Source organism: Pantoea sp. SGAir0418, from assembly GCF_043529865.1.
This window is the reverse complement of the sequence record NZ_CP027911.1, coordinates 3237276-3258213: the sequence shown is the minus strand read 5'-3', so window position 1 is coordinate 3258213 and position 20938 is coordinate 3237276. Positions and strand designations below refer to the sequence as shown.

At 57.4% G+C, this 20938-nt stretch carries 15 protein-coding genes; 7 read left to right on the top strand and 8 right to left on the bottom strand.

Translation table 11 applies throughout. From position 1 onward, the window contains the following. Positions 1–13 precede the first annotated feature (13 nt). The 4 genes from hofC to nadC form a co-directional block, all read right to left on the bottom strand. Positions 14–1213: a protein transport protein HofC gene (gene hofC, locus C1N84_RS15300; RefSeq protein ID WP_021507547.1), complete on the bottom strand. Its 1200-nt coding sequence runs from the start codon at positions 1211–1213 to the stop codon at positions 14–16. Next, the gene (gene gspE, locus C1N84_RS15295; protein WP_058770613.1) at positions 1206–2594 is read right to left on the bottom strand and encodes a type II secretion system protein GspE; all 1389 of its coding nucleotides are present in this window, start codon (positions 2592–2594) and stop codon (positions 1206–1208) included. The genes hofC and gspE overlap by 8 nt, the downstream gene beginning before the upstream one ends. Next, positions 2587–3036, bottom strand: coding sequence for a prepilin peptidase-dependent pilin (gene ppdD, locus C1N84_RS15290; RefSeq protein WP_058759497.1), 450 nt, complete (start codon positions 3034–3036; stop codon positions 2587–2589). The genes gspE and ppdD overlap by 8 nt, the downstream gene beginning before the upstream one ends. Before the next feature lie 176 nt (positions 3037–3212). Then, positions 3213–4109 carry a carboxylating nicotinate-nucleotide diphosphorylase gene (gene nadC, locus C1N84_RS15285; RefSeq protein ID WP_264441633.1) on the bottom strand — a complete coding sequence of 299 codons (897 nt, stop codon included), beginning with the start codon at positions 4107–4109 and terminating at the stop codon, positions 3213–3215. 182 nt (positions 4110–4291) lie between these two features. On the opposite strand from nadC, the gene ampD reads away from it, so the two are divergent. Together ampD and ampE are read left to right on the top strand one after the other, a co-directional pair. After that, the gene (gene ampD, locus C1N84_RS15280; protein WP_104094010.1) at positions 4292–4843 is read left to right on the top strand and encodes a 1,6-anhydro-N-acetylmuramyl-L-alanine amidase AmpD; all 552 of its coding nucleotides are present in this window, start codon (positions 4292–4294) and stop codon (positions 4841–4843) included. A 16-nt stretch (positions 4844–4859) separates the two neighbouring features. Further along, a complete protein-coding gene (gene ampE / locus C1N84_RS15275; protein WP_031279700.1) occupies positions 4860–5714 on the top strand; it encodes a beta-lactamase regulator AmpE in 855 nt (284 codons plus the stop codon). Here ampE and C1N84_RS15270 read toward each other — a convergent pair. The 3 genes from C1N84_RS15270 to aroP form a co-directional block, all read right to left on the bottom strand. After that, positions 5696–6649: a glycoside hydrolase family 43 protein gene (locus tag C1N84_RS15270; RefSeq protein ID WP_125308869.1), complete on the bottom strand. Its 954-nt coding sequence runs from the start codon at positions 6647–6649 to the stop codon at positions 5696–5698. The genes ampE and C1N84_RS15270 overlap by 19 nt on opposite strands. Further along, on the bottom strand, positions 6646–8052 hold the full coding sequence (locus tag C1N84_RS15265; RefSeq protein WP_264441632.1) for a glycoside-pentoside-hexuronide (GPH):cation symporter: 1407 nt from the start codon (positions 8050–8052) through the stop codon (positions 6646–6648). Before C1N84_RS15265 ends, C1N84_RS15270 begins: the two co-directional genes overlap by 4 nt. Before the next feature lie 154 nt (positions 8053–8206). Continuing rightward, positions 8207–9562 carry an aromatic amino acid transporter AroP gene (gene aroP, locus C1N84_RS15260; protein ID WP_021507540.1) on the bottom strand — a complete coding sequence of 452 codons (1356 nt, stop codon included), beginning with the start codon at positions 9560–9562 and terminating at the stop codon, positions 8207–8209. A 512-nt stretch (positions 9563–10074) separates the two neighbouring features. Between aroP and pdhR the strand changes: the two genes are divergently transcribed. The 4 genes from pdhR to lpdA all read left to right on the top strand — a co-directional run bounded on the left by pdhR (position 10075) and on the right by lpdA (position 17138). Beyond that, complete coding sequence (gene pdhR / locus C1N84_RS15255; protein ID WP_021507539.1) at positions 10075–10839, top strand: pyruvate dehydrogenase complex transcriptional repressor PdhR; 765 nt, start codon at positions 10075–10077, stop codon at positions 10837–10839. 126 nt (positions 10840–10965) lie between these two features. After that, positions 10966–13632, top strand: a complete 2667-nt coding sequence (gene aceE, locus C1N84_RS15250; protein WP_021507538.1) for a pyruvate dehydrogenase (acetyl-transferring), homodimeric type — start codon at positions 10966–10968, stop codon at positions 13630–13632. A gap of 14 nt (positions 13633–13646) precedes the next feature. Continuing rightward, a complete protein-coding gene (gene aceF / locus C1N84_RS15245; RefSeq protein WP_215480884.1) occupies positions 13647–15539 on the top strand; it encodes a pyruvate dehydrogenase complex dihydrolipoyllysine-residue acetyltransferase in 1893 nt (630 codons plus the stop codon). 174 nt (positions 15540–15713) lie between these two features. Next, positions 15714–17138, top strand: a complete 1425-nt coding sequence (lpdA, locus tag C1N84_RS15240; protein WP_021507536.1) for a dihydrolipoyl dehydrogenase — start codon at positions 15714–15716, stop codon at positions 17136–17138. A 148-nt stretch (positions 17139–17286) separates the two neighbouring features. Here lpdA and C1N84_RS15235 read toward each other — a convergent pair whose 3' ends face one another. Next, positions 17287–17433 (bottom strand): Hok/Gef family protein, encoded by a 147-nt coding sequence (locus C1N84_RS15235; protein WP_021314460.1) that lies wholly within the window; start codon positions 17431–17433, stop codon positions 17287–17289. A gap of 766 nt (positions 17434–18199) precedes the next feature. Between C1N84_RS15235 and acnB the strand changes: the two genes are divergently transcribed. Continuing rightward, a complete protein-coding gene (gene acnB, locus C1N84_RS15230; protein WP_152999258.1) occupies positions 18200–20797 on the top strand; it encodes a bifunctional aconitate hydratase 2/2-methylisocitrate dehydratase in 2598 nt (865 codons plus the stop codon). Positions 20798–20938 lie beyond the last annotated feature (141 nt).

Sequence of the window (20938 nt, the reverse complement as noted above, 5' to 3'; positions counted from 1 at the left end):
CGCGTGCGCCCGTTTAACGTATGGCGTCTCCCAGACCAAATACCGGCAGATACATGGCAATCACCAGCGTGCCGACAATGCCGCCAATCACCACCATCATTAATGGCTCCAGCGAAGCGGCGAGGCTGTCTGCGCGCGTCAGCGTTTGCGCTTCGTGCCACTCCGCCAGCCGCGCCAGCATCACATCAAGCGCACCGGCCTCTTCACCGACGCGGATCAGCTGAGCGCACAGCGGCGTAAACAGCGGATGTCCCTGTAGCGCCTGATGCAGCGGTGCGCCAGCGGCAATATGCTGCTGTAATGCCACGATGGCATCGCGCCACAGTCGCGCGGCCAGTGTCACTTCCACCGCCTGCAGGCTTTGCAGCAGCGTCAGTCCGGCCTGCTGCGTCAGTTGCAGAATCGCATATATCTGGCTGAGCTGACCGCCGCGCCACAACGGGGCCAGCAGCGGAAGCCGCAGCAGCCACTGCTGGCAGCGCTTTTGCCACGCAACGGATCGTCGGTAGGTCAGACGCGCCAGCCACCCGGACGCCACACCGCACAACAGCAGCGGCAGCGCCGCCTGCTGCAACAGCGCCGACAGCGCCATCACGCCGGCGGTAAAGGCCGGCAGCGGTGCGTCAAAACTGGCGTACACCGCAACAAATTCCGGCAGTACAAACAGCAGCATCCCGGCGCTGACCGCCAGCGCCACCAGTAGGATGAACAGCGGATAGCGCAACGCTTTCACTACCTTCTGGCGCAGAAACTGTTGCCTGCTCTGCTGTAGTGCCAGCTGGCGGCAGCACTCGTCCAGTTGCCCGGTCAGCTCACCCACCTGCATCAGTGCCGGAAACAGCGGCGGGAAGATATCCGGCCAGGCGCGCAGCGCCTGAGAAAACGGCTCTCCGGCCATGACCCGCTGTTGCAGAAGGCTCAGCAGCACGCGCCAGCCTGCATGGGGATGGCCGCTGGCCAGCAATGTCAGACTCTCCGCCAGCGGCAGCCCGGCTTTCAGCAACGTCGCCAGCTGGCGCATCAGGTCAATTTTCTGCTGCCACTTCCAGTCGCGCGCGCGCCAGCATTTCCCGCGCTGCCAGCTCACCACCAGCATGCCGCGATCGCCCAGCTGGCCGAGCAGGGCATCCTGCGTGGGCTGCAGCGACTCTCCCTCCTGCAGCAGGCCCATACTGTCCAGTGCCTGCCAGTGAAACTGGTAGCGATTAGCCATTGCCAAGGCCCACCACGCGCTGCATCTCCTCGAATGAGGTGTCACCGCGGCTCACCGCTTCCAGCCCGGCGGTCAGCAGCGTTTTCATTCCCTGTTCCGCAGCCAGCGTCAGCAGGTGCTCCAGCGGCATATCAGCCGAGATGGCGTTCTGCAACCTGCTGCTCATCGGCAGGATTTCAAACAGCGCCAGGCGGCCGTAATAACCCGAGAAGCAGTGATCGCAGCCGGGCGCACGCCAGGTTTGCAGCGTGCCGGGCCACATGTCGCCGGGCAGATGGGCAATCGCCTGGCCCGGCTGACGGCAGTGCACGCACAAACGGCGCACCAGCCGCTGCGCCACCACCAGCTGTAACGCCGGGCCAAGCAGATAGCCGGGAATGTCCATCTGCCGTAAGCGGGTCAGGGTTTCGGCCGTCGAGTTGGTGTGCAAGGTTGAGAGCACCAGATGTCCGGTCTGCGCCGCTTTTACGGCGATGCTGGCGGTTTCGGCATCACGGATTTCGCCGATCATAATGACGTCCGGATCCTGCCGCAGCAGCGCGCGCAGGACGCGGTTAAAGTCGAGACCGCTCCGTGGCTGTACCTGCGTCTGGTTAATCCCCTGTAGCGGAATTTCCAGCGGGTCCTCCACGCTGCAGACGTTTTTCTCCGGCACGTTGAGGGCGCTCAGGCTGCTGTACAGCGTAAAGGTTTTGCCGCTGCCGGTTGGGCCGGTGACCAGAATCAGCCCCTGCGGTTTGGCCAGCGCGTTTTTCAGCAGACGCAGCTGTGGTACCGGCATGCCCAGCTTATCGAGCGCAATGGCGCTGTTTTCGCTTTGCAGCAGGCGCACCACCGCTTTTTCCCCCTGGCTGACCGGCAGGGTCGACAGGCGGAACGCCGCCGGTTTGTCATCCATCTCCAGACTGAACTGGCCATCCTGCGGCAGCCGACGCTCCGCGATATCCAGACCGCCGAGGATTTTCAACCGTGCCAGCACGGCGGCGGGTGGGGCATCCGGTAACTGCGGCAGCGGATGCAGCACGCCGTCAATCCGCAGCCGTACGCGCAGCCCGTGACGCTGCGGTTCAAAGTGCACATCGGAGGCGCGTCGCTGTATGGCCTGGCGCAGAATCTGATCCACCGCGTGGATGGCGGACTCGGCGCTGGCCTGTTCGCGCGGTGCCGCACTGCTTTCGGGCTGGTGCAGCAGCTGCTCCAGCCGTGCGGCGGGCCAGCATTCGACCTCGACTGCGCACTGGCTGGCAAACTGCAGCGCCTCTAACAACAGCGGGTCTGGCGCGTCCGCGACCGCCACGCGCAAGTGCGTGGCGTCATGGTGCAGTATCACGGCCTGATAGCGGGCACACAGCGCCTGCAGGGTGCTATCCGGCTTATCCATTGTTTTCTTCCTTGTCGGCAAAGCGGAACTGCTCGAGACAGCTGTCGCGCAGGCTGGTGTTGTCGCTGGTGCAGCTGCGTTGCCAGCTAAGTGCGCCTTCCGCCGCATTCCATATCGGCAACATTGCAACGGTTAACCCCGTCAGGCTCTCCTGGCCGGTCAGCGTAATGGCACCATTGACCACGCTCAGGTTCGCCACATAGCGCGAGCCTTTGGCGGCGGGAATACCGCGCTCGCCGGCCTGACACTGCGCCGGTCCGCCGCGCTCAATGGCGCACAGCTCCACGGCAGTTTTATAGGGCACCATGGTTTGCAGCATGTCGGTCAGCGCGGCACGTTGCAGATAATTTTGGTAAGCGGGCAGGCCAATGGCGCTGAGGATGGCGACGATACCGATGACAATCATCAGCTCGATCAGGGTAAAACCGCGTTGTTTATCCATAATGAGGCTCCTTGTTGTGGAGCCGCAACGGTAAGAAAGGGCGGGGAAAAGCGGAAGGGGGCGCGTTTCAATCCCGGAAAGGGGCGCGCAGACAATGTAGCGCGTTACAGGCGAAGCCACATGATGATGGAAGCCGGCTCTCATTTTGCCGCCAGCACCGGCGGCATGGCCTTACGTCAGACTTCGCGAAAACGCATCGACAGATCCAGCGCCTGCACGTGCTTAGTCAGCGCGCCCACCGAGACATAATCCACTCCGGTGGCGGCAATCTGCGGCAGCGTCGTCTCCGTCACGTTGCCGGACACCTCCAGCAGTGCGCGCTTCGCCGTCAGCGTAACCGCCTGCTGCATCATCGTCAGCGTGAAGTTATCCAGCATGATGATGTCGGCACCGGCTGCCAGCGCCAGCTGCAGTTCGCTGAGATTTTCCACTTCCACCTCGACCGGCACATCCGGATGCAGCCACAGGGCTTTCTCCACCGCTTTACTGACCGAACCGCTGGCAATGATGTGGTTTTCTTTGATCAGGAAAGCGTCGGACAGGCCCAGGCGATGATTCTGCCCGCCGCCGCACAGCACCGCATACTTGAGCGCGGTGCGCAGCCCGGGCAGGGTTTTGCGCGTATCCAGCAGCTGGGTATTGCTGCCAGACAAGAGCGCCACATAGCGGTTCACGGCCGTCGCCACGCCGGAGAGCGTCTGCAAAAAGTTTAACGCGGTGCGTTCTGCCGTCAGCAGCAACCGTGCCGGTCCCTTTAATTCAAACAGCAGCTGATCGGCCACCAGCGGTTGGCCGTCTTCGACGTGCCAGATAATGGAAACGTTATTGCCCAGCTGGATAAACACCTCTTCCACCCAGCGTTTACCACAGAAAACACCGGCTTCACGGGTGATAACGCGCGCTTCAGCCTGCGCCGCCTGCGGCAACAGCTGAGCGGTGATGTCGCGGTCAGCGTCAACGTCACCGCCTAAATCCTCCTGAAGCGCACGCGCCACGGTTTCCGGGATATCCAGCTGAATACGTTTAAGCAATTCCTGACGACGATGTTCGGGATTATAACGACGCGACACCATGATTTTGCGGCTCCACCCTGCGGATTACGTGCGCTCACCTTAGCCTGATTTTGCAGCTATTGCCAGCCACGCCAGGTGAAATGTTTAGTATCCTTAACTTGCTGATGCCATAACGCATTAAGTCACAAGCAGCGAGGTGGAATCATGGTATTCTCAGCCAGATTTTGTTCAGGATAACAGGCATGAAACTGGAACACGGCTGGATCACGAGCGCACGCAAGGTGCCGTCGCCGCACTTTAATGCGCGGCCGGATAACGAAGCGCCGTCGCTGCTGATCATTCATAACATCAGTCTGCCGCCGGGCGAATTTGGCGGTCCGTGGATCGACCAGCTGTTCACCGGTACGCTACCGGCTGATGCGCATCCCTATTTTGCGGATATCGCCCAGTTACGCGTGGCGGCGCACTGTCTGATTCGCCGTGACGGTGAGCTGGTACAGTATGTTTCCTTTGACCAGCGCGCCTGGCATGCCGGCATTTCGCAGTTTGCCGGACGGGAAAACTGCAACGATTTTTCCATGGGCATTGAGCTGGAAGGCACTGACACGCTGCCCTACACCGATGACCAGTACGCTACGCTGCAGCAGGTTACCCGCCTGCTGATGCAGCATTATCCGCTGACGCCGCAGCGTATCACCGGTCACAGCGATGTTGCGCCGGAACGCAAGACCGATCCCGGTCCGGCATTTGACTGGATACGCTATAAACAGGCTATCGGGCAGGAGCACCCCTGACACCGCAGGAGCAGGTATGACGTTGTTTAGTTTGTTGTTAGTTTTGGGTTGGGAACGCCTTTTTAAATTAGGTGAACACTGGCAGCTGGATCATCGGCTTGAGCCGCTGTTTCGCGGTCGCCAGCGCTTCTCGTTGCTGCGTACGCTGCTGATGACCGTGATCGCCATGCTGCTGGTCTGGCTGGTGGTGTGGAGCCTGAAGGGTATTCTGTTTGGCGTGGCGCAGCTGCTGTTCTGGATTGTGGTCGGTTTGCTGTGCATTGGTGCCGGCTCGGTGCGGCTGCATTACCACCAGTATCTTAAAGCGGCGAGCCACGACGATGAAGCGGCCCATCAGGCGATGGCGGCAGAGCTGACGCTGATTCACGGCGTGCCGGTTGACTGTAGCGAGCGCGAATTTCTGCAGGCGCTGCAAAACGCGCTGATCTGGATTAATTTCCGCTTCTATCTTGCGCCGCTGTTCTGGTTTGTGGTCGGTGGCCCGTATGGGCCGGTGTTGCTGGTGGGGTATGCGTTTCTGCGCGCCTGGCAGAGTTGGCTGGCAAAACACCGTTCCCCGCTGGAACGCGCACAGTCCGGCATCGATCGCATTCTGCACGTGCTGGACTGGATTCCGGTGCGGCTGGCCGGTGTGGCTTATGCGCTGCTCGGCCACGGCGAGCGTGCGCTGCCGGCATGGTTTGCCGCGCTTAGCGATGTGCATCGTCCACAGTATCAGGTGCTGACCAGCCTGGCGCAGTTCTCGCTGGCGCGCGATCCGCATCTGGATAAAGTGGAAACGCCACGGGTTGCCGTGGCGCTGGCCAAACGCGTTTCGCTGGTGCTGGTCGTGGTAGTGGCGCTGCTGACTATCTACGGCACGTTAGTGTGATCGGCAGGCGGCACGCCGAAATCCGGTGTGCCGTCTTCGCGCCAGGCAAAATATTTAAGCCGCGTATGGCGGTTGGGATCCCACAGCGGATCGCCCTCAATTTCGGTGTAATTCCGTGCGTGATACACCAGCACATCCCGTCCTGCTTCATCCACGGTAAAACTGTTATGCCCCGGACCGTACTGATGATTATCCCAACTGGTGGCAAATACCGGCCGCGCCGATTTATGCCATGCGCTGATGTCGAGCGGATCGGCCTGCGCGTCAATACTCAGTATGCCGAGGCAGTAATTTTCATCCGTGGCGCTGGCTGAGTAGGTGACAAACAGCCGCTCGCCATGGCGAATTACCGCCGGTCCCTCATTAACGCTAAAGCCGGCACACTCCCACTCATACTCCGGCCGGCTGAGCATCAGCGGCTGGGTTTTCAGCGTCCACGGATTCAGTAATTCCGCCAGATAAAGGTTGGAGTTACCGGGAATGGCCGGGTCTTTTTGCGCCCACAGATACCAGTTTTTACCCTGATGCACGAAGTGGGTGGCGTCAAGGGCGAAGGTATCGAGGTGGGTTTGCACGCGGCGGCACGGCTGCCAGTGACCGCTGAGCGGATCGGCATCGTCACATACCAGCGCGTACATACGGTGCTGAAACAGCCCCTCTTTGATTTCGCGGGACGGCGCGGCGGCAAAGTAAATCACCCACTGGCCATTAATCAGGTGCAGTTCCGGTGCCCAGATCAGGGCGCTGCAGGGACCACTGTCCGGTTTATGCCACACGGTTGTGGCCGGGGCGGTAATCAGGCCGTTAAGCGTGCTGGCATAGCGCAGCTCCAGCCGATCGTACTCGGGCACCGAAGCGATAAAATAGTAGCCATCGCCGTGGCGCAATATAAACGGATCGGCACGTTGCGTAATAAACGGGTTAGGCCAGCTCATTTAATTTCTCCTGGTTGTGAGGTTGCGCGGCGAACAGGGGCGGACAGGTCATGGAAGTTGGCGCGACGCAGCGCGAGATCCTGCTGGATGGTGCGCATCAGCGCGCGGTCCACTTTCAGCAGGCGCACTACGCCGGCGGTGATCAGATAGCCGACGCCGGGGATCAGGGTAAACAGCAGCACAATGCCGTTAAGCGCGCTGGCAGACTGCTGTTTCGCCGCTGCGTCATAGCCATACATCGACAATAAAAACCCGACCATGGCACCCGCTACCGCCAGTCCGACCTTGAGGAAAAACAGGTTGCCGGAGAAGCTGATCCCGGTGATGCGTTTACCGGTTTTCCATTCGCCGTAGTCATCGACATCAGCCATCAGTGACCAGTGCAGCGGCGACGGGATTTGGTGCAGGATGTTCAGCAGGAAATAAGCAATTACCACGGTGACGGTGGCGTGTGGATCGATCCAGTAAAAGCCGCTGGAGAACAGCGCCAGCGCAATGTTGGTCCAGAAAAACACCTTGAGCTTGCACCAGCGGTCGGTGAGGACTTTCGCCAGTGTGCTGCCCAGCATCATGCCGATGACGCCCAGGCTGATAAACAGCGTCGCAAAGTGCGTCGACTGGCCCATCACCCAGGTGACGTAATACATGGTGGCGGCCATGCGAATAAAACCGGGACAGACATTACAGAACGTCAGCAGCAGAATGCGCACCCACTGATCGTTCTTCCATACATCGCGCAAATCTTTCTTCAGATCATCGTTGCTCGGTACCGCCGGGTGAATACGCTCGCGCACCGTGGCAAAACAGAACAGAAACATCACCAGGCCAATCAGCGCCAGCACGCTCATTGCCAGCTGATAGCCGCGCGCTTTGTTGTCGCCGCCAAACCACTCGGCCATCGGCAGCAGCGACAGCGAGAGGATCAGCGTGGCGATGCCCACCATGACAAAGCGGTATGACTGGCAGGAGACGCGTTCACCGGGATCGTTAGTGATGACGCCGCCCAGCGAGCAGTAAGGAATATTGATGGCGGTGTAGGTCAGCGACATCAGGAAATAGGTGACAAATGCCCAGATCACCTTGTTGTCGTAGCTCCAGTCCGGGGTGGTAAACATCAGCACGCTGAACAGCACGTAGGGCAGCGATATCCACAGCAGCCATGGGCGAAAGCGTCCCCAGCGGCTCTGTGTGCGGTCGGCAATTGCGCCCATTATCGGGTCGGTCACCGCATCCAGCACCCGTACTGACAGTAACAGCGTGCCGACCAGCGCCGGGGCGAGGCCAAATACGTCGGTGTAGAAGTAGTTGAGGAACAGCATGATGGCACCGCCGATCATGTTGCATCCGGCGTCACCCATGCCGTATCCCAGTTTTTCTCTGAACGAGAGGGCTGCTCCTTTCATTAGTCGTCTCCTGCGACAAGTGGAGCAAAAATTATCAGCGTTAAATCAGTAACCTGGTGGGGAACAATCGGTCAGGATGATGGACAAAATACGCGGGCGGGGAAAAGTGTGAAGCGGATCGGCCCGGCAGCAGCGTGCCGGGCCCGGTGAAGCATCAGGCTTTCTGTACCCGATTTTTAACGGTATAACCCACGGCCAGCACCAGCAGCCACACCGGAATCAGCCACACTGAAATCGCCATGCCCGGCGTCATTAGCATGATCACCAGAATGGCCGCCAGGAACAGCAGGCAGATCCAGTTACCCAGCGGATACAGCACCGCTTTGAAACGGGTGGTCACGCCCTGCTGATCTTTCTTCTTACGGAATTTCAGGTGCGCGAGACTGATCATCGCCCAGTTGATGACCAGCGCGGAGACCACCAGCGACATCAGCAGGCCGAAGGCTTCGCCCGGCATCAGATAGTTAATCAACACGCACAGCGCAGTGGCTACCGCCGACACCAGAATGGTCGCCACCGGCACACCACGACGATCCACTTTCAGCAGCGCTTTTGGCGCGTTACCCTGCTGCGCGAGGCCGAACAGCATGCGGCTATTACAGTAAACGCAGCTGTTATACACCGACAGCGCGGCGGTCAGGATCACCACGTTGAGCGCATTCGCCACCAGTGCATCGCCCAGTTCGTGGAAAATCAGTACAAACGGGCTGGTCTCTTCGGTGACGCGCGTCCATGGCAGCAGGGAGAGCAACACCGCCAGCGAGCCGATGTAGAAAATCAGGATACGCCACAGCACCTGGTTGGTGGCTTTAGGGATGCTCTCTTGTGGATTGTCGGCTTCTGCGGCGGTGATACCCACCAGTTCAAGGCCGCCGAAGGAGAACATGATGATCGCCATCATCATTACCAGCCCGCTAACGCCGTGCGGCAGGAAACCGCCCTGGTTCCACAGGTTGCTGACGCTGGCCTGTGGGCCGCCGTTGCCGCTAAACAGCAGCCAGCCGCCAAACAGGATCATACCGATGACCGCCACCACTTTGATAATCGCGAACCAGAACTCCATCTCACCGAACACTTTGACGTTGGTCAGGTTGATGGCGTTGATCACCACAAAGAAGATAGCCGCAGTGGCCCAGGTGGGGAATTCCGGCCACCAGAACTGAATATATTTGCCGACGGCGGTGAGTTCAGCCATCGCCACCAGCACATACAGCACCCAGTAGTTCCAGCCGGAGGCAAAGCCGGCAAAGTTGCCCCAGTATTTATAGGCGAAGTGGCTAAAGCTGCCGGCCACCGGCTCTTCCACCACCATTTCACCGAGCTGGCGCATGATCAGGAAGGCAATAAAACCGGCGATGGCATAGCCGAGAATCACGGCCGGACCGGCCGATTTAATCACTGATGCGCTGCCCAGAAACAGACCGGTACCGACGGCACCGCCCAGCGCAATCAGCTGAATATGGCGATTTTTCAGGCCGCGATGCAGCGTTTCGCCATGCTGTTGTTCCATACAAACCTCATGATGTTGTTATTGTGCACCTGCAGTGCGCGCACTGTAAGGCTGTTCTATCTGTGTACGTTTTTCTTTACGGTATCCGGCGGGCTGTGTGCAAGCCTGAGCTACCCTGGCGACCAGAATAGTGATAAGCGCGCCGCTTTGCACCTGCTTTTGCTTTTTGTGCTGAGAGATGGCTGAAAAAGCAGCAGCATCCTCTGCGCTTCCCTTGCGCTATTTCTGCCATGAATAAGGCTTAAACACGAATAGCATTCGCTTATGGCTACGCAGCCTGATGCGCGCTAATGCAGTGTAAGGTTTGGTAAAAGTGAAATCTGTTAACATTTGCCGCGCTGAGACGCTTTTCTGCCAGATCCCGGTAAGTTAGCGCACGGTAACCGGTGTCTGCGGTGAAAGTGTGCGGGGGGCCATATAGACACAAGGTGAATACTTTGTTACTTTACGGGCACCATTTTTCAATTGGTATTACCAATTTACTCCGGACGTTTGGCTCATAAGAAGGGATGATGGCCTACAGTAAAATTCGCCAACCCAAGCTCTCCGATGCAATCGAGCAGCAGCTGGAATCCCTGATTATGGAAGGGACGCTCCAGCCGGGTGAAAAACTGCTTCCCGAGCGTGAACTGGCCAAACAGTTTGATGTCTCACGTCCATCGCTGCGCGAAGCGATCCAGAGTCTGGAAGCCAAAGGCCTGCTGCTGCGCCGTCAGGGTGGTGGCACCTTCGTACAGCAGAACCTCTGGCAAAGCCTGAGCGACCCGCTGGTCGGCCTGCTTGCTGAACATCCTGAATCCCAGTTTGACCTGCTGGAAACCCGCCACGCGCTGGAAGGCGTTGCGGCCTACTACGCTGCGCTGCGCGGCACCGATGAAGACCTGCAGCGTATTCGCGACTGTCACGTCAACATCCAGCAGGCGCAGGACAGCGGCGATTTAGATGCTGAGGCCGATGCGGTCATGAAGTATCAGATCGCTGTCACAGAAGCCGCCCATAATGTGGTGCTGCTGCACTTGCTGCGTTCGATGGGCCCTATGCTGGAACAGAACGTCCGTCAGAATTTCGAATTGCTCTACGCTCGCCGCGAAATGCTGGCGAAAGTGAGCGGTCACCGCGCCAGTATCTTTGAGGCGATTGTGGCTCGTGAGCCAGAACAAGCACGCGAGGCATCCCATCGTCACCTGGCGTTCATTGAGGAAATCTTGCTGGACAGAAGTCGGGAGCAGAGCCGTCGTGAACGCTCCCTGCGTCGTTTACAGCAACGTAAGGAATAACGCACGGCAATGAACGTGCGACATAAACGACGGGCCTGTCTTCTTGTGCTGTGAATCAGAAGCAAAGCACAAGCAGACAGGCTCCTGATAATTCAACGTATTAGACACAGATAAGGAATACACCCCATGTCAGAACGTTTACAGAATGACGTGGATCCGATCGAAACTCGTGACTGGCTACAGGCGATCGAATCGGTCATCCGTGAAGAAGGTGTTGAGCGCGCGCAGTATCTGATTGATCAGGTATTGAGTGCTGCACGCAAAGGCGGTGTGAAAGTGGCAGCGGGCGGCAACGCCGTCAGCAACTACATCAACTCCATTGCGGTCGAAGATGAGCCGGAATATCCGGGGAACACCTCTCTTGAACGTCGTATCCGTTCCGCAATCCGCTGGAACGCCATTATGTCGGTTCTGCGTGCGTCGAAGAAAGATCTGGAGCTGGGTGGTCACCTGTCGTCTTTCCAGTCTTCTGCCACCATTTATGAAGTGTGCTTCAACCACTTCTTCCGCGCGCGTAGCGAGCAGGATGGCGGCGATCTGGTCTATTTCCAGGGCCACATTTCTCCGGGCATCTACTCGCGTGCGTTCCTTGAAGGACGCCTGACTGAAGAGCAGATGAACAACTTCCGTCAGGAAGTCCACGGCAACGGTCTCTCTTCCTATCCGCATCCAAAACTGATGCCGGACTTCTGGCAGTTCCCGACCGTGTCGATGGGTCTCGGCCCACTGAACGCCATCTATCAGGCGAAGTTCCTGAAATATCTGGAACACCGCGGCCTGAAAGATACTTCTAAGCAGACCGTTTACGCCTTCCTTGGCGATGGCGAGATGGACGAACCAGAATCCAAAGGGGCGATCACCATCGCTACCCGTGAGAAGCTGGATAACCTGGTATTCATCATCAACTGTAACCTGCAGCGTCTCGACGGTCCGGTCACCGGTAACGGTAAGATCATCAACGAGCTGGAAGGCATCTTTGCCGGTGCTGGCTGGAACGTGATCAAAGTGATCTGGGGCGGACGCTGGGACGAGCTGCTGAAGAAAGATACCAGCGGCAAGCTGATTCAGCTGATGAACGAAACCGTTGACGGCGACTATCAGACCTTCAAATCACGCGACGGTGCGTACGTGCGCGAGCACTTCTTCGGTAAATACCCGGAGACTGCAGCGCTGGTGAAAGACTGGTCAGACGAAGAGATCTTCGCCCTGAACCGTGGTGGTCACGATCCGAAGAAAATCTACGCGGCACTGAAGAAAGCGCAGGAGACCAAAGGTCAGCCAACGCTGATCCTGGCGCATACCATTAAAGGCTATGGTATGGGTGACACTGCGGAAGGTAAAAACATCGCGCACCAGGTTAAGAAGATGAACATGGATGGCGTTCGCTACATCCGCGATCGCTTCAACGTGCCAGTGGCTGACGACAAGATCGAACAGCTGCCGTATGTGACCTTCGAAAAAGGCTCAGAAGAGTACAACTACCTGCACGGCCAGCGCGAGAAGCTGGGTGGCTATCTGCCAACCCGTCAGGCTGAGTTCAGCGAAAAGCTGGAAATGCCGGCGCTGGAAGAGTTCAGTGCGCTGCTGGAAGAGCAGAGCAAAGAGATCTCTACCACCATCGCCTTCGTGCGTGCGCTGAATGTGATGCTGAAGAACAAGTCGATCAAAGATCGTCTGGTGCCGATCCTCGCGGACGAAGCGCGTACCTTTGGTATGGAAGGTCTGTTCCGTCAGATTGGTATCTACAGCCCGAACGGCCAGCAGTATACGCCGCAGGACCGTGAGCAGGTTGCTTACTATAAAGAAGACGAGAAAGGCCAGATTCTGCAGGAAGGGATCAACGAGCTGGGCGCAGGGTCTTCCTGGCTGGCGGCGGCGACCTCTTACAGCACCAACAACCTGCCGATGATTCCGTTCTACATCTACTATTCGATGTTTGGTTTCCAGCGCATCGGCGATCTGATGTGGCTGGCAGGCGACCAGCAGGCGCGCGGCTTCCTGGTGGGCGGCACGTCCGGTCGTACCACGCTGAACGGTGAAGGTCTGCAGCACGAAGATGGTCACAGCCACATTCAGTCGCTGACTATCCCGAACTGTATCTCTTACGATCCGTCTTACGCGTACGAAGTGGCAGTCATCATGCATGACGGTCTGGTACGTATGTACGGCGAAGCGCAGGAAAATATTTACTACTACATCACCACGCTGAATGAAAACTACCACATGCCTGCGATGCCGCAGGGTGCGGAAGAGGGTATCCGTAAGGGTATCTACAAGCTGGAGACGGTAGAAGGCAGCAAAGGCAAAGTGCAGCTGCTGGGCTCAGGTTCTATCCTGCGTCACGTGCGCGAAGCGGCACAGATCCTGGCGAAGGATTACGGCATCGGTTCTGACGTCTACAGCGTGACCTCGTTCACCGAGCTGGCACGCGACGGTCAGGATTGTGAACGCTGGAACATGCTGCACCCAACGGAAACTCCACGCGTACCGTACATCGCTCAGGTGATGAACGACGCGCCGGCGGTGGCATCGACCGACTACATGAAGCTGTTCGCAGAGCAGGTTCGCAGCTACGTGCCAGCCAGCGATTATCGCGTGCTGGGTACCGATGGTTTCGGCCGTTCAGACAGCCGCGAAAACCTGCGTCACCACTTCGAAGTGGATGCGTCATACGTAGTGGTTGCAGCCCTGGGTGAACTGGCTAAGCGCGGCGAAATCGAGAAGAAAGTGGTGGCGGATGCGATCGCGAAATTCAACATCGATGCCGATAAAGTTAACCCGCGTCTGGCTTAAGAGGTAAGAGAGTAATGGCTATCGAAATTAACGTACCGGATATCGGGTCAGACGAAGTTGAAGTCACCGAGATTCTGGTCAAGGTGGGCGACAAGGTTGAAGCTGAACAGTCGCTGATCACCGTGGAAGGCGATAAAGCCTCGATGGAAGTGCCTTCGCCGCAGGCCGGCGTGGTCAAAGAGATCAAAATCGCGACCGGTGACAAAGTGAATACCGGTTCACTGATCATGATTTTCGACGCCGAAGGTGCAGCTGCTGCGGCACCGGCCGCCGAAGAGAAACCAGCGGAAGCCGCACCTGCTGCGGCCGCCGCCAGCGAAGCGAAAGACGTTAACGTACCGGATATCGGCGGCGACGAAGTAGAAGTCACCGAAATTCTGGTTAAAGTGGGCGACAAAGTGGCGGCAGAGCAATCGCTGATCACCGTCGAAGGCGACAAAGCGTCCATGGAAGTGCCTGCACCGTTTGCCGGTGTGGTGAAAGAGATCAAAATCGCCACAGGCGACAAGGTGAACACCGGTTCACTGATCATGATCTTTGAAGCCGAAGGCGCGGCGCCAGCAGCGGCTGCCAAACCTGCCGTGAAAGAAGCGGCGGCCTCCGCGCCAGCCGCGGCTGCGGGTGCCAAAGACGTTAACGTCCCGGATATCGGCGGCGACGAAGTGGAAGTCACCGAAGTGCTGGTCAAAGTAGGCGATAAAGTTGAGGCTGAGCAGTCACTGATCGTGGTGGAAGGCGATAAAGCGTCAATGGAAGTTCCGGCGCCGTTTGCCGGTACGGTTAAAGCGCTGAAAGTGGCTACCGGCGATAAAGTCAGCACCGGTTCGCTTATCATGGTGTTCGAAGTAGAAGGCGCTGCGCCGACTGCTGCGGCACCGGCAGCGAAACAGGAAGCCGCACCAGCTGCAGAAGCCAAACCGGCTGCTGCACCTGCGCCAGCAGCGGCGAAAGCCGATGCGAAGAGCGAATTTGCTGAAAACGATGCTTACGTGCACGCCACGCCGGTGATTCGTCGCCTGGCGCGCGAGTTCGGTGTTAACCTGGCGAAAGTCAAAGGCACCGGCCGTAAAGGTCGCATCCTCAAAGAGGACGTGCAGGCTTACGTGAAAGACGCGGTGAAACGCGCTGAAGCGGCACCGGCTGCGGCCGCAGGCGGCGGTATTCCGGGCATGCTGCCATGGCCGAAAGTGGACTTCAGCAAGTTCGGTGAAATCGAAGAAGTGGAACTGGGTCGTATCCAGAAAATCTCGGGCGCTAACCTGAGCCGTAACTGGGTAATGATTCCGCATGTGACTCACTTCGACAAAACCGACATCACCGATCTGGAAGCGTTCCGTAAGCAGCAGAATGCGGAAGCCGAGAAGCGCAAGCTGGACGTGAAGTTCACCCCGGTGGTGTTCATCATGAAAGCGGTCGCCGCGGCACTGGAGCAGATGCCACGTTTCAACAGCTCGCTGTCGGAAGATGGCCAGAAGCTGACACTGAAAAAGTACATCAACATCGGTGTGGCGGTGGATACGCCAAACGGTCTGGTGGTTCCGGTGTTCAAAGACGTGAACAAGAAAGGCATCACTGAACTGTCGCGTGAGCTGATGGCGACGTCGAAAAAAGCGCGTGATGGCAAACTGACCGCCAGCGATATGCAGGGCGGCTGCTTCACCATCTCCAGCCTTGGCGGCCTCGGCACCACGCACTTCGCGCCAATTGTTAACGCGCCGGAAGTGGCTATCCTCGGGGTGTCTAAGTCGGCGATGGAGCCGGTGTGGAACGGCAAAGAGTTCGCTCCGCGCCTGATGATGCCGATTTCACTGTCGTTCGACCACCGCGTCATCGACGGTGCGGATGGTGCGCGCTTCATCACCATCATTAACAATATGCTGTCTGATATTCGCCGTCTGGTGATGTGACGTTAATCAAGGCCGGCAAATGCCGGCCTTGTTGTAAGCATTCGGAGTTGCCGCGGTTGGCAGTTTGTTAACAATTCTGTAAACTCTCGCGGTGAAATGTCCCGGTGGAGATAGGGCATCAAGAGCCTGGGAAAGGGTCGCTTTTGACCGCCGGCAATCTAACAAGAGGTCATGATGAGTACAGAGATTAAAACTCAAGTCGTGGTACTTGGGGCAGGTCCTGCAGGTTACTCTGCAGCCTTCCGTTGCGCTGATTTAGGTCTGGAAACCGTACTGGTAGAGCGCTACAGCACCCTCGGCGGTGTCTGTCTGAACGTCGGCTGTATCCCGTCAAAAGCGCTGCTGCACGTGGCGAAAGTCATCGAAGAAGCTAAGGCTCTGGAAGAGCACGGTATCGTGTTTGGCCAGCCGCAGACTGACATCAACAAAATCCGTACCTGGAAAGAGAAAGTCATCACTCAGCTGACCGGAGGTCTGGCTGGCATGGCGAAAGGCCGCAAAGTGAAAGTGGTCAACGGTCTGGGTAAATTCACCGGCGCCAACACGCTGGTAGTGGAAGGAGAGGGCGGCGCAACCACCATCAACTTCGACAACGCCATCATCGCTGCAGGCTCGCGTCCAATCGAACTGCCTTTCATTCCACATAACGATCCGCGCGTGTGGGACTCTACCGATGCGCTGGAGCTGAAAGAAGTTCCGAAGCGTCTGCTGGTTATGGGCGGTGGCATCATCGGTCTGGAGATGGGTACCGTCTACCATGCGCTGGGTTCAGAGATCGACGTGGTCGAGATGTTTGACCAGGTGATCCCGGCCGCCGATAAAGACGTGGTGAAAGTGTTCACCAAGCGTATCAGCAAGAAATTCAACCTGATGCTGGAAACCAAAGTCACCGCGGTAGAAGCGAAAGACGACGGTATCTACGTATCAATGGAAGGTAAAAAAGCGCCGGCTGAACCACAGCGTTACGACGCAGTGCTGGTGGCGATTGGCCGTGTACCGAACGGTAAAGGTCTGGATGCTGGTAAAGCAGGCGTGGAAGTGGACGATCGCGGCTTTATCCGCGTCGACAAACAGATGCGCACCAACGTGCCACACATCTATGCTATCGGTGACATCGTCGGTCAGCCAATGCTGGCGCACAAAGGCGTGCACGAAGGTCACGTGGCGGCAGAAGTGATTTCCGGTCTGAAGCACTACTTCGACCCGAAAGTGATCCCTTCTATCGCTTATACCGAGCCAGAAGTGGCCTGGGTGGGTCTGACCGAGAAAGAAGCCAAAGAGAAAGGCATCAGCTACGAAGTGTCCACCTTCCCGTGGGCGGCATCGGGCCGTGCTATCGCGTCTGACTGTGCAGACGGTATGACCAAACTGATCTTCGACAAAGAGACGCACCGTGTTATTGGTGGCGCGATTGTCGGTACCAACGGCGGCGAGCTGCTGGGTGAAATCGGTCTGGCTATCGAGATGGGTTGTGATGCCGAAGATATCGCGCTGACCATCCACGCGCACCCAACCCTGCACGAATCGGTTGGCCTGGCGGCGGAAGTGTTTGAAGGTAGCATTACTGACCTGCCAAATCCGAAAGCGAAAAAGAAATAATTTCGCCTGAGGCTTAGGTTAATTAACGGCTCCTGTAAGGAGCCGTTTTTTTATTAATCGAAAACGTAAGTTGAATAGATAAAAGCGGGCGCAGGAGCAACACGTTAACGATGCCGGAATAGCGGAGGAGACCCTCCGCTATTGAAGTTTACTGTTGTGCTTCGTAAGCCATGACAGCCGATAATTCAGCCGCGAATATCCGCAATCGTAATTCACACAGTGAACTGCGATTTGCCAGGCATAAACCTAACAGGATGAGCCCGCTGATAATCAGCGTGCTGAATTTCACCTTCATAATCACTTACTCCTTGCATTAGCACGAGCAAGCCATTACCCTGACACTGTCTGGGTGTAGGGTAGTGGCTCACCCGTGCGGTTAATGAAAATTAATCGCACGGTTCACCTTCCACCATCCACCTCAATTTCTTTTGCAGATCTTAAGGCAGATAGCCTCAAGCGCCCGCAGGCAGTCTACGCTATTTATTTATCATTTCCTCTTTTATTTTTTTATCTCTTTTTTAAATCGCAGTTATTTTTTAAGGGTGTATTTTAATTGAGTGACTAAGTTTAAAGGTTAATTTAAACCGGCACTGCGTTGATAATTAATTAAATACGCGCAAGGCATCACGTTCAATATTTATCAGGTGATGTGGTATTAATTTTTCCTCAGGAAAACGTGTGCGGGAAGCTGAAGGGTAGCCGTTTAGTGCAAGCGCATTAGCACATAACCAAAAGTGAATGAACCGGCCTGAAAGGGGATTGCAGGTTATGGATTCGCTGTGTGAGGGCCGGATGCAACAAATTACGCGCTAAAACCTGGCTCCACTGGCTACCGGCACAGGCGCGAACAGGCACTACCAGAGCCGCTCTGGCTTCTCTTCTGGCGCAAAGCGCAGACAAATCTGCTAAATAACGCGCGGATGTTGCTTTTTTGTAAACGGATTAACAATCAGCCGAAATCCTGCTATGCTGGCCGACGCAGAACCGGGCACCTCACCCTACTGTTTGACAGCATCAACAGGTGCACCGGAAAGCTATACAATGAGAGCGAGGAGAACGTCGTGCTAGAAGAATACCGTAAGCACGTTGCCGAGCGTGCTGCCCAGGGAATCGTACCTAAGCCGTTAGATGCTTCCCAGATGGCCGCGCTGGTTGAACTGCTGAAAAACCCGCCAGCGGGTGAAGAAGAATTCCTGACTGACCTGCTGGTCAACCGTGTCCCGCCGGGTGTTGATGAAGCGGCGTATGTAAAAGCCGGATTCCTGGCAGCTATCGCAAAGGGCGAAGCCCACTCTCCTCTGGTCACTCGTGAAAAAGCAGTCGAACTGCTGGGCACCATGCAGGGCGGCTACAACATCCATGCGCTGATCGAGGCGCTTGACGATGAGGCTCTGGCACCGATTGCCGCTGAAGCACTGTCCCACACGCTGCTGATGTTCGATAACTTCTACGACGTCGAAGAGAAAGCCAAAGCGGGTAATCCCCACGCGAAGAAAATCCTCCAGTCCTGGGCTGATGCAGAATGGTTCCTCAAGCGTCCTAAGCTGGCAGAAAAAATCACCACCACCGTGTTCAAAGTGACCGGCGAAACCAACACCGACGACCTCTCTCCGGCGCCGGATGCATGGTCACGTCCGGATATTCCACTGCACGCGCTGGCGATGCTGAAAAACCCACGTGACGGCATCGAACCCGACGATGCTGGCAACATTGGCCCGATCAAACAAATTGAAGCTCTGCAGCAGAAAGGCTTCCCGCTGACCTACGTCGGTGACGTGGTTGGTACCGGTTCTTCACGTAAGTCCGCGACCAACTCAGTGCTGTGGTTCATGGGTGACGACATTCCGTATGTGCCGAACAAAAAAGGCGGCGGTCTGTGCCTCGGCGGTAAAATCGCGCCGATCTTCTTCAACACCATGGAAGATGCCGGCGCGCTGCCGATCGAACTCGACGTCGAGCGCCTGAACATGGGCGATGTGATTGACGTTTACCCTTACAAGGGTGAAGTACGCAATCACGAGACCAATGAACTGCTGGCGACCTTTGCGCTGAAAACTGACGTGCTGCTGGATGAAGTGCGCGCCGGTGGCCGTATTCCGCTGATTATCGGTCGCGGCCTGACCACCAAAGCGCGTGAGTCGCTGGGTCTGCCGCACAGCGATGTGTTCACCAAAGCCAAAGATGTGGCTGAAAGCAACCGTGGTTACTCGCTGGCGCAGAAAATGGTGGGCCGCGCCTGTGGCGTGGCAGGGATTCGTCCTGGCGCCTACTGTGAACCGAAAATGACCTCGGTCGGCTCTCAGGACACCACCGGTCCAATGACCCGTGATGAACTGAAAGATCTGGCGTGTCTGGGCTTCTCCTCCGATCTGGTGATGCAGTCCTTCTGTCACACTGCCGCTTATCCGAAGCCGGTCGATGTCACCACACACCACACGCTGCCGGACTTCATCATGAACCGTGGCGGTGTCTCGCTGCGTCCGGGCGATGGCGTGATTCACAGCTGGCTGAACCGTATGCTGCTGCCGGATACCGTCGGCACCGGCGGTGACTCACACACCCGCTTCCCGATTGGCATCTCGTTCCCGGCCGGTTCTGGTCTGGTGGCGTTTGCCGCCGCGACGGGCGTAATGCCTCTGGATATGCCGGAGTCAGTGCTGGTGCGCTTCAAAGGCGAAATGCAGCCGGGCATCACGCTGCGCGATCTCGTGCACGCGATTCCGCTGTACGCCATCAAGCAGGGCCTGCTGACCGTTGAGAAGAAAGGCAAGAAAAACATCTTCTCCGGTCGCGTGCTGGAAATCGAAGGTCTGCCGAAGCTGAAAGTTGAGCAGGCGTTTGAGCTGACCGATGCCTCGGCCGAGCGTTCTGCGGCGGGTTGTACCATCAAGCTGGATAAAGAGCCGATCATCGAGTATCTGAACTCCAACATCGTGCTGCTGAAGTGGATGATCTCCGAAGGCTACGGCGACCGTCGTACGCTGGAGCGCCGTATTCAGGGCATGGAAAAATGGCTGGCCGATCCGCAACTGCTGGAAGCCGATGCCGATGCGGAATACGCAGCGGTGATCGAAATCGATCTGGCGGAAATCAAAGAGCCCATCCTGTGTGCGCCGAACGATCCGGACGACGCGCGCTGGCTGTCTGACGTGCAGGGCGAGAAGATCGACGAAGTGTTCATCGGTTCGTGCATGACCAACATCGGTCACTTCCGTGCGGCAGGTAAACTGCTGGACGCGCACAAAGGCCAGCTGCCGACCCGCCTGTGGGTAGCGCCGCCAACCAAGATGGATGCCGCGCAGCTGACAGAAGAGGGCTACTACAGCGTCTTTGGTAAGAGCGGTGCGCGTATCGAGATCCCGGGCTGTTCACTGTGCATGGGTAACCAGGCGCGCGTGAAAGACGGCGCGACGGTGGTTTCCACCTCGACCCGTAACTTCCCGAACCGTCTGGGTACCGGTGCCAACGTGTTCCTGGCATCAGCCGAGCTGGCCGCGGTCGCTTCCCTGCTGGGTAAACTGCCTACGCCGGACGAGTATCAGCAGTTTATGGTGCAGGTGGATAAAACCGCTGCCGACACCTACCGCTACCTGAACTTCGATCAGCTGGGCCAGTACACTGAAAAAGCGGATGGAGTGATTTTCCAGACTGCGGTGTAAAATACCCCTGCCAGTGAAAAAGGGACGAGCGCATCGTCCCTTTTTTTATGCGCTTTTTTCCCTCGCCGTCTCCAGGCATAATGCGAGCGCGATCCCACTTTCTTGCGCGCGCTGCGCACAAAATGCACGAAAGCGTGCCGT

What these genes read in the sequence shown, in the direction of transcription:
- aroP (WP_021507540.1), bottom strand. Translation starts at nt 9,562, where the DNA reads ATGGAACAACAGCATGGCGAAACGCTGCATCGCGGCCTGAAAAATCGC.
- ppdD (WP_058759497.1), bottom strand. Translation starts at nt 3,036, where the DNA reads ATGGATAAACAACGCGGTTTTACCCTGATCGAGCTGATGATTGTCATC.
- nadC (WP_264441633.1), bottom strand. Translation starts at nt 4,109, where the DNA reads ATGGTGTCGCGTCGTTATAATCCCGAACATCGTCGTCAGGAATTGCTT.
- C1N84_RS15270 (WP_125308869.1), bottom strand. Translation starts at nt 6,649, where the DNA reads ATGAGCTGGCCTAACCCGTTTATTACGCAACGTGCCGATCCGTTTATA.
- ampE (WP_031279700.1), top strand. Translation starts at nt 4,860, where the DNA reads ATGACGTTGTTTAGTTTGTTGTTAGTTTTGGGTTGGGAACGCCTTTTT.
- aceE (WP_021507538.1), top strand. Translation starts at nt 10,966, where the DNA reads ATGTCAGAACGTTTACAGAATGACGTGGATCCGATCGAAACTCGTGAC.
- pdhR (WP_021507539.1), top strand. Translation starts at nt 10,075, where the DNA reads ATGGCCTACAGTAAAATTCGCCAACCCAAGCTCTCCGATGCAATCGAG.
- hofC (WP_021507547.1), bottom strand. Translation starts at nt 1,213, where the DNA reads ATGGCTAATCGCTACCAGTTTCACTGGCAGGCACTGGACAGTATGGGC.
- C1N84_RS15265 (WP_264441632.1), bottom strand. Translation starts at nt 8,052, where the DNA reads ATGAAAGGAGCAGCCCTCTCGTTCAGAGAAAAACTGGGATACGGCATG.
- aceF (WP_215480884.1), top strand. Translation starts at nt 13,647, where the DNA reads ATGGCTATCGAAATTAACGTACCGGATATCGGGTCAGACGAAGTTGAA.
- lpdA (WP_021507536.1), top strand. Translation starts at nt 15,714, where the DNA reads ATGAGTACAGAGATTAAAACTCAAGTCGTGGTACTTGGGGCAGGTCCT.
- ampD (WP_104094010.1), top strand. Translation starts at nt 4,292, where the DNA reads ATGAAACTGGAACACGGCTGGATCACGAGCGCACGCAAGGTGCCGTCG.
- gspE (WP_058770613.1), bottom strand. Translation starts at nt 2,594, where the DNA reads ATGGATAAGCCGGATAGCACCCTGCAGGCGCTGTGTGCCCGCTATCAG.
- C1N84_RS15235 (WP_021314460.1), bottom strand. Translation starts at nt 17,433, where the DNA reads ATGAAGGTGAAATTCAGCACGCTGATTATCAGCGGGCTCATCCTGTTA.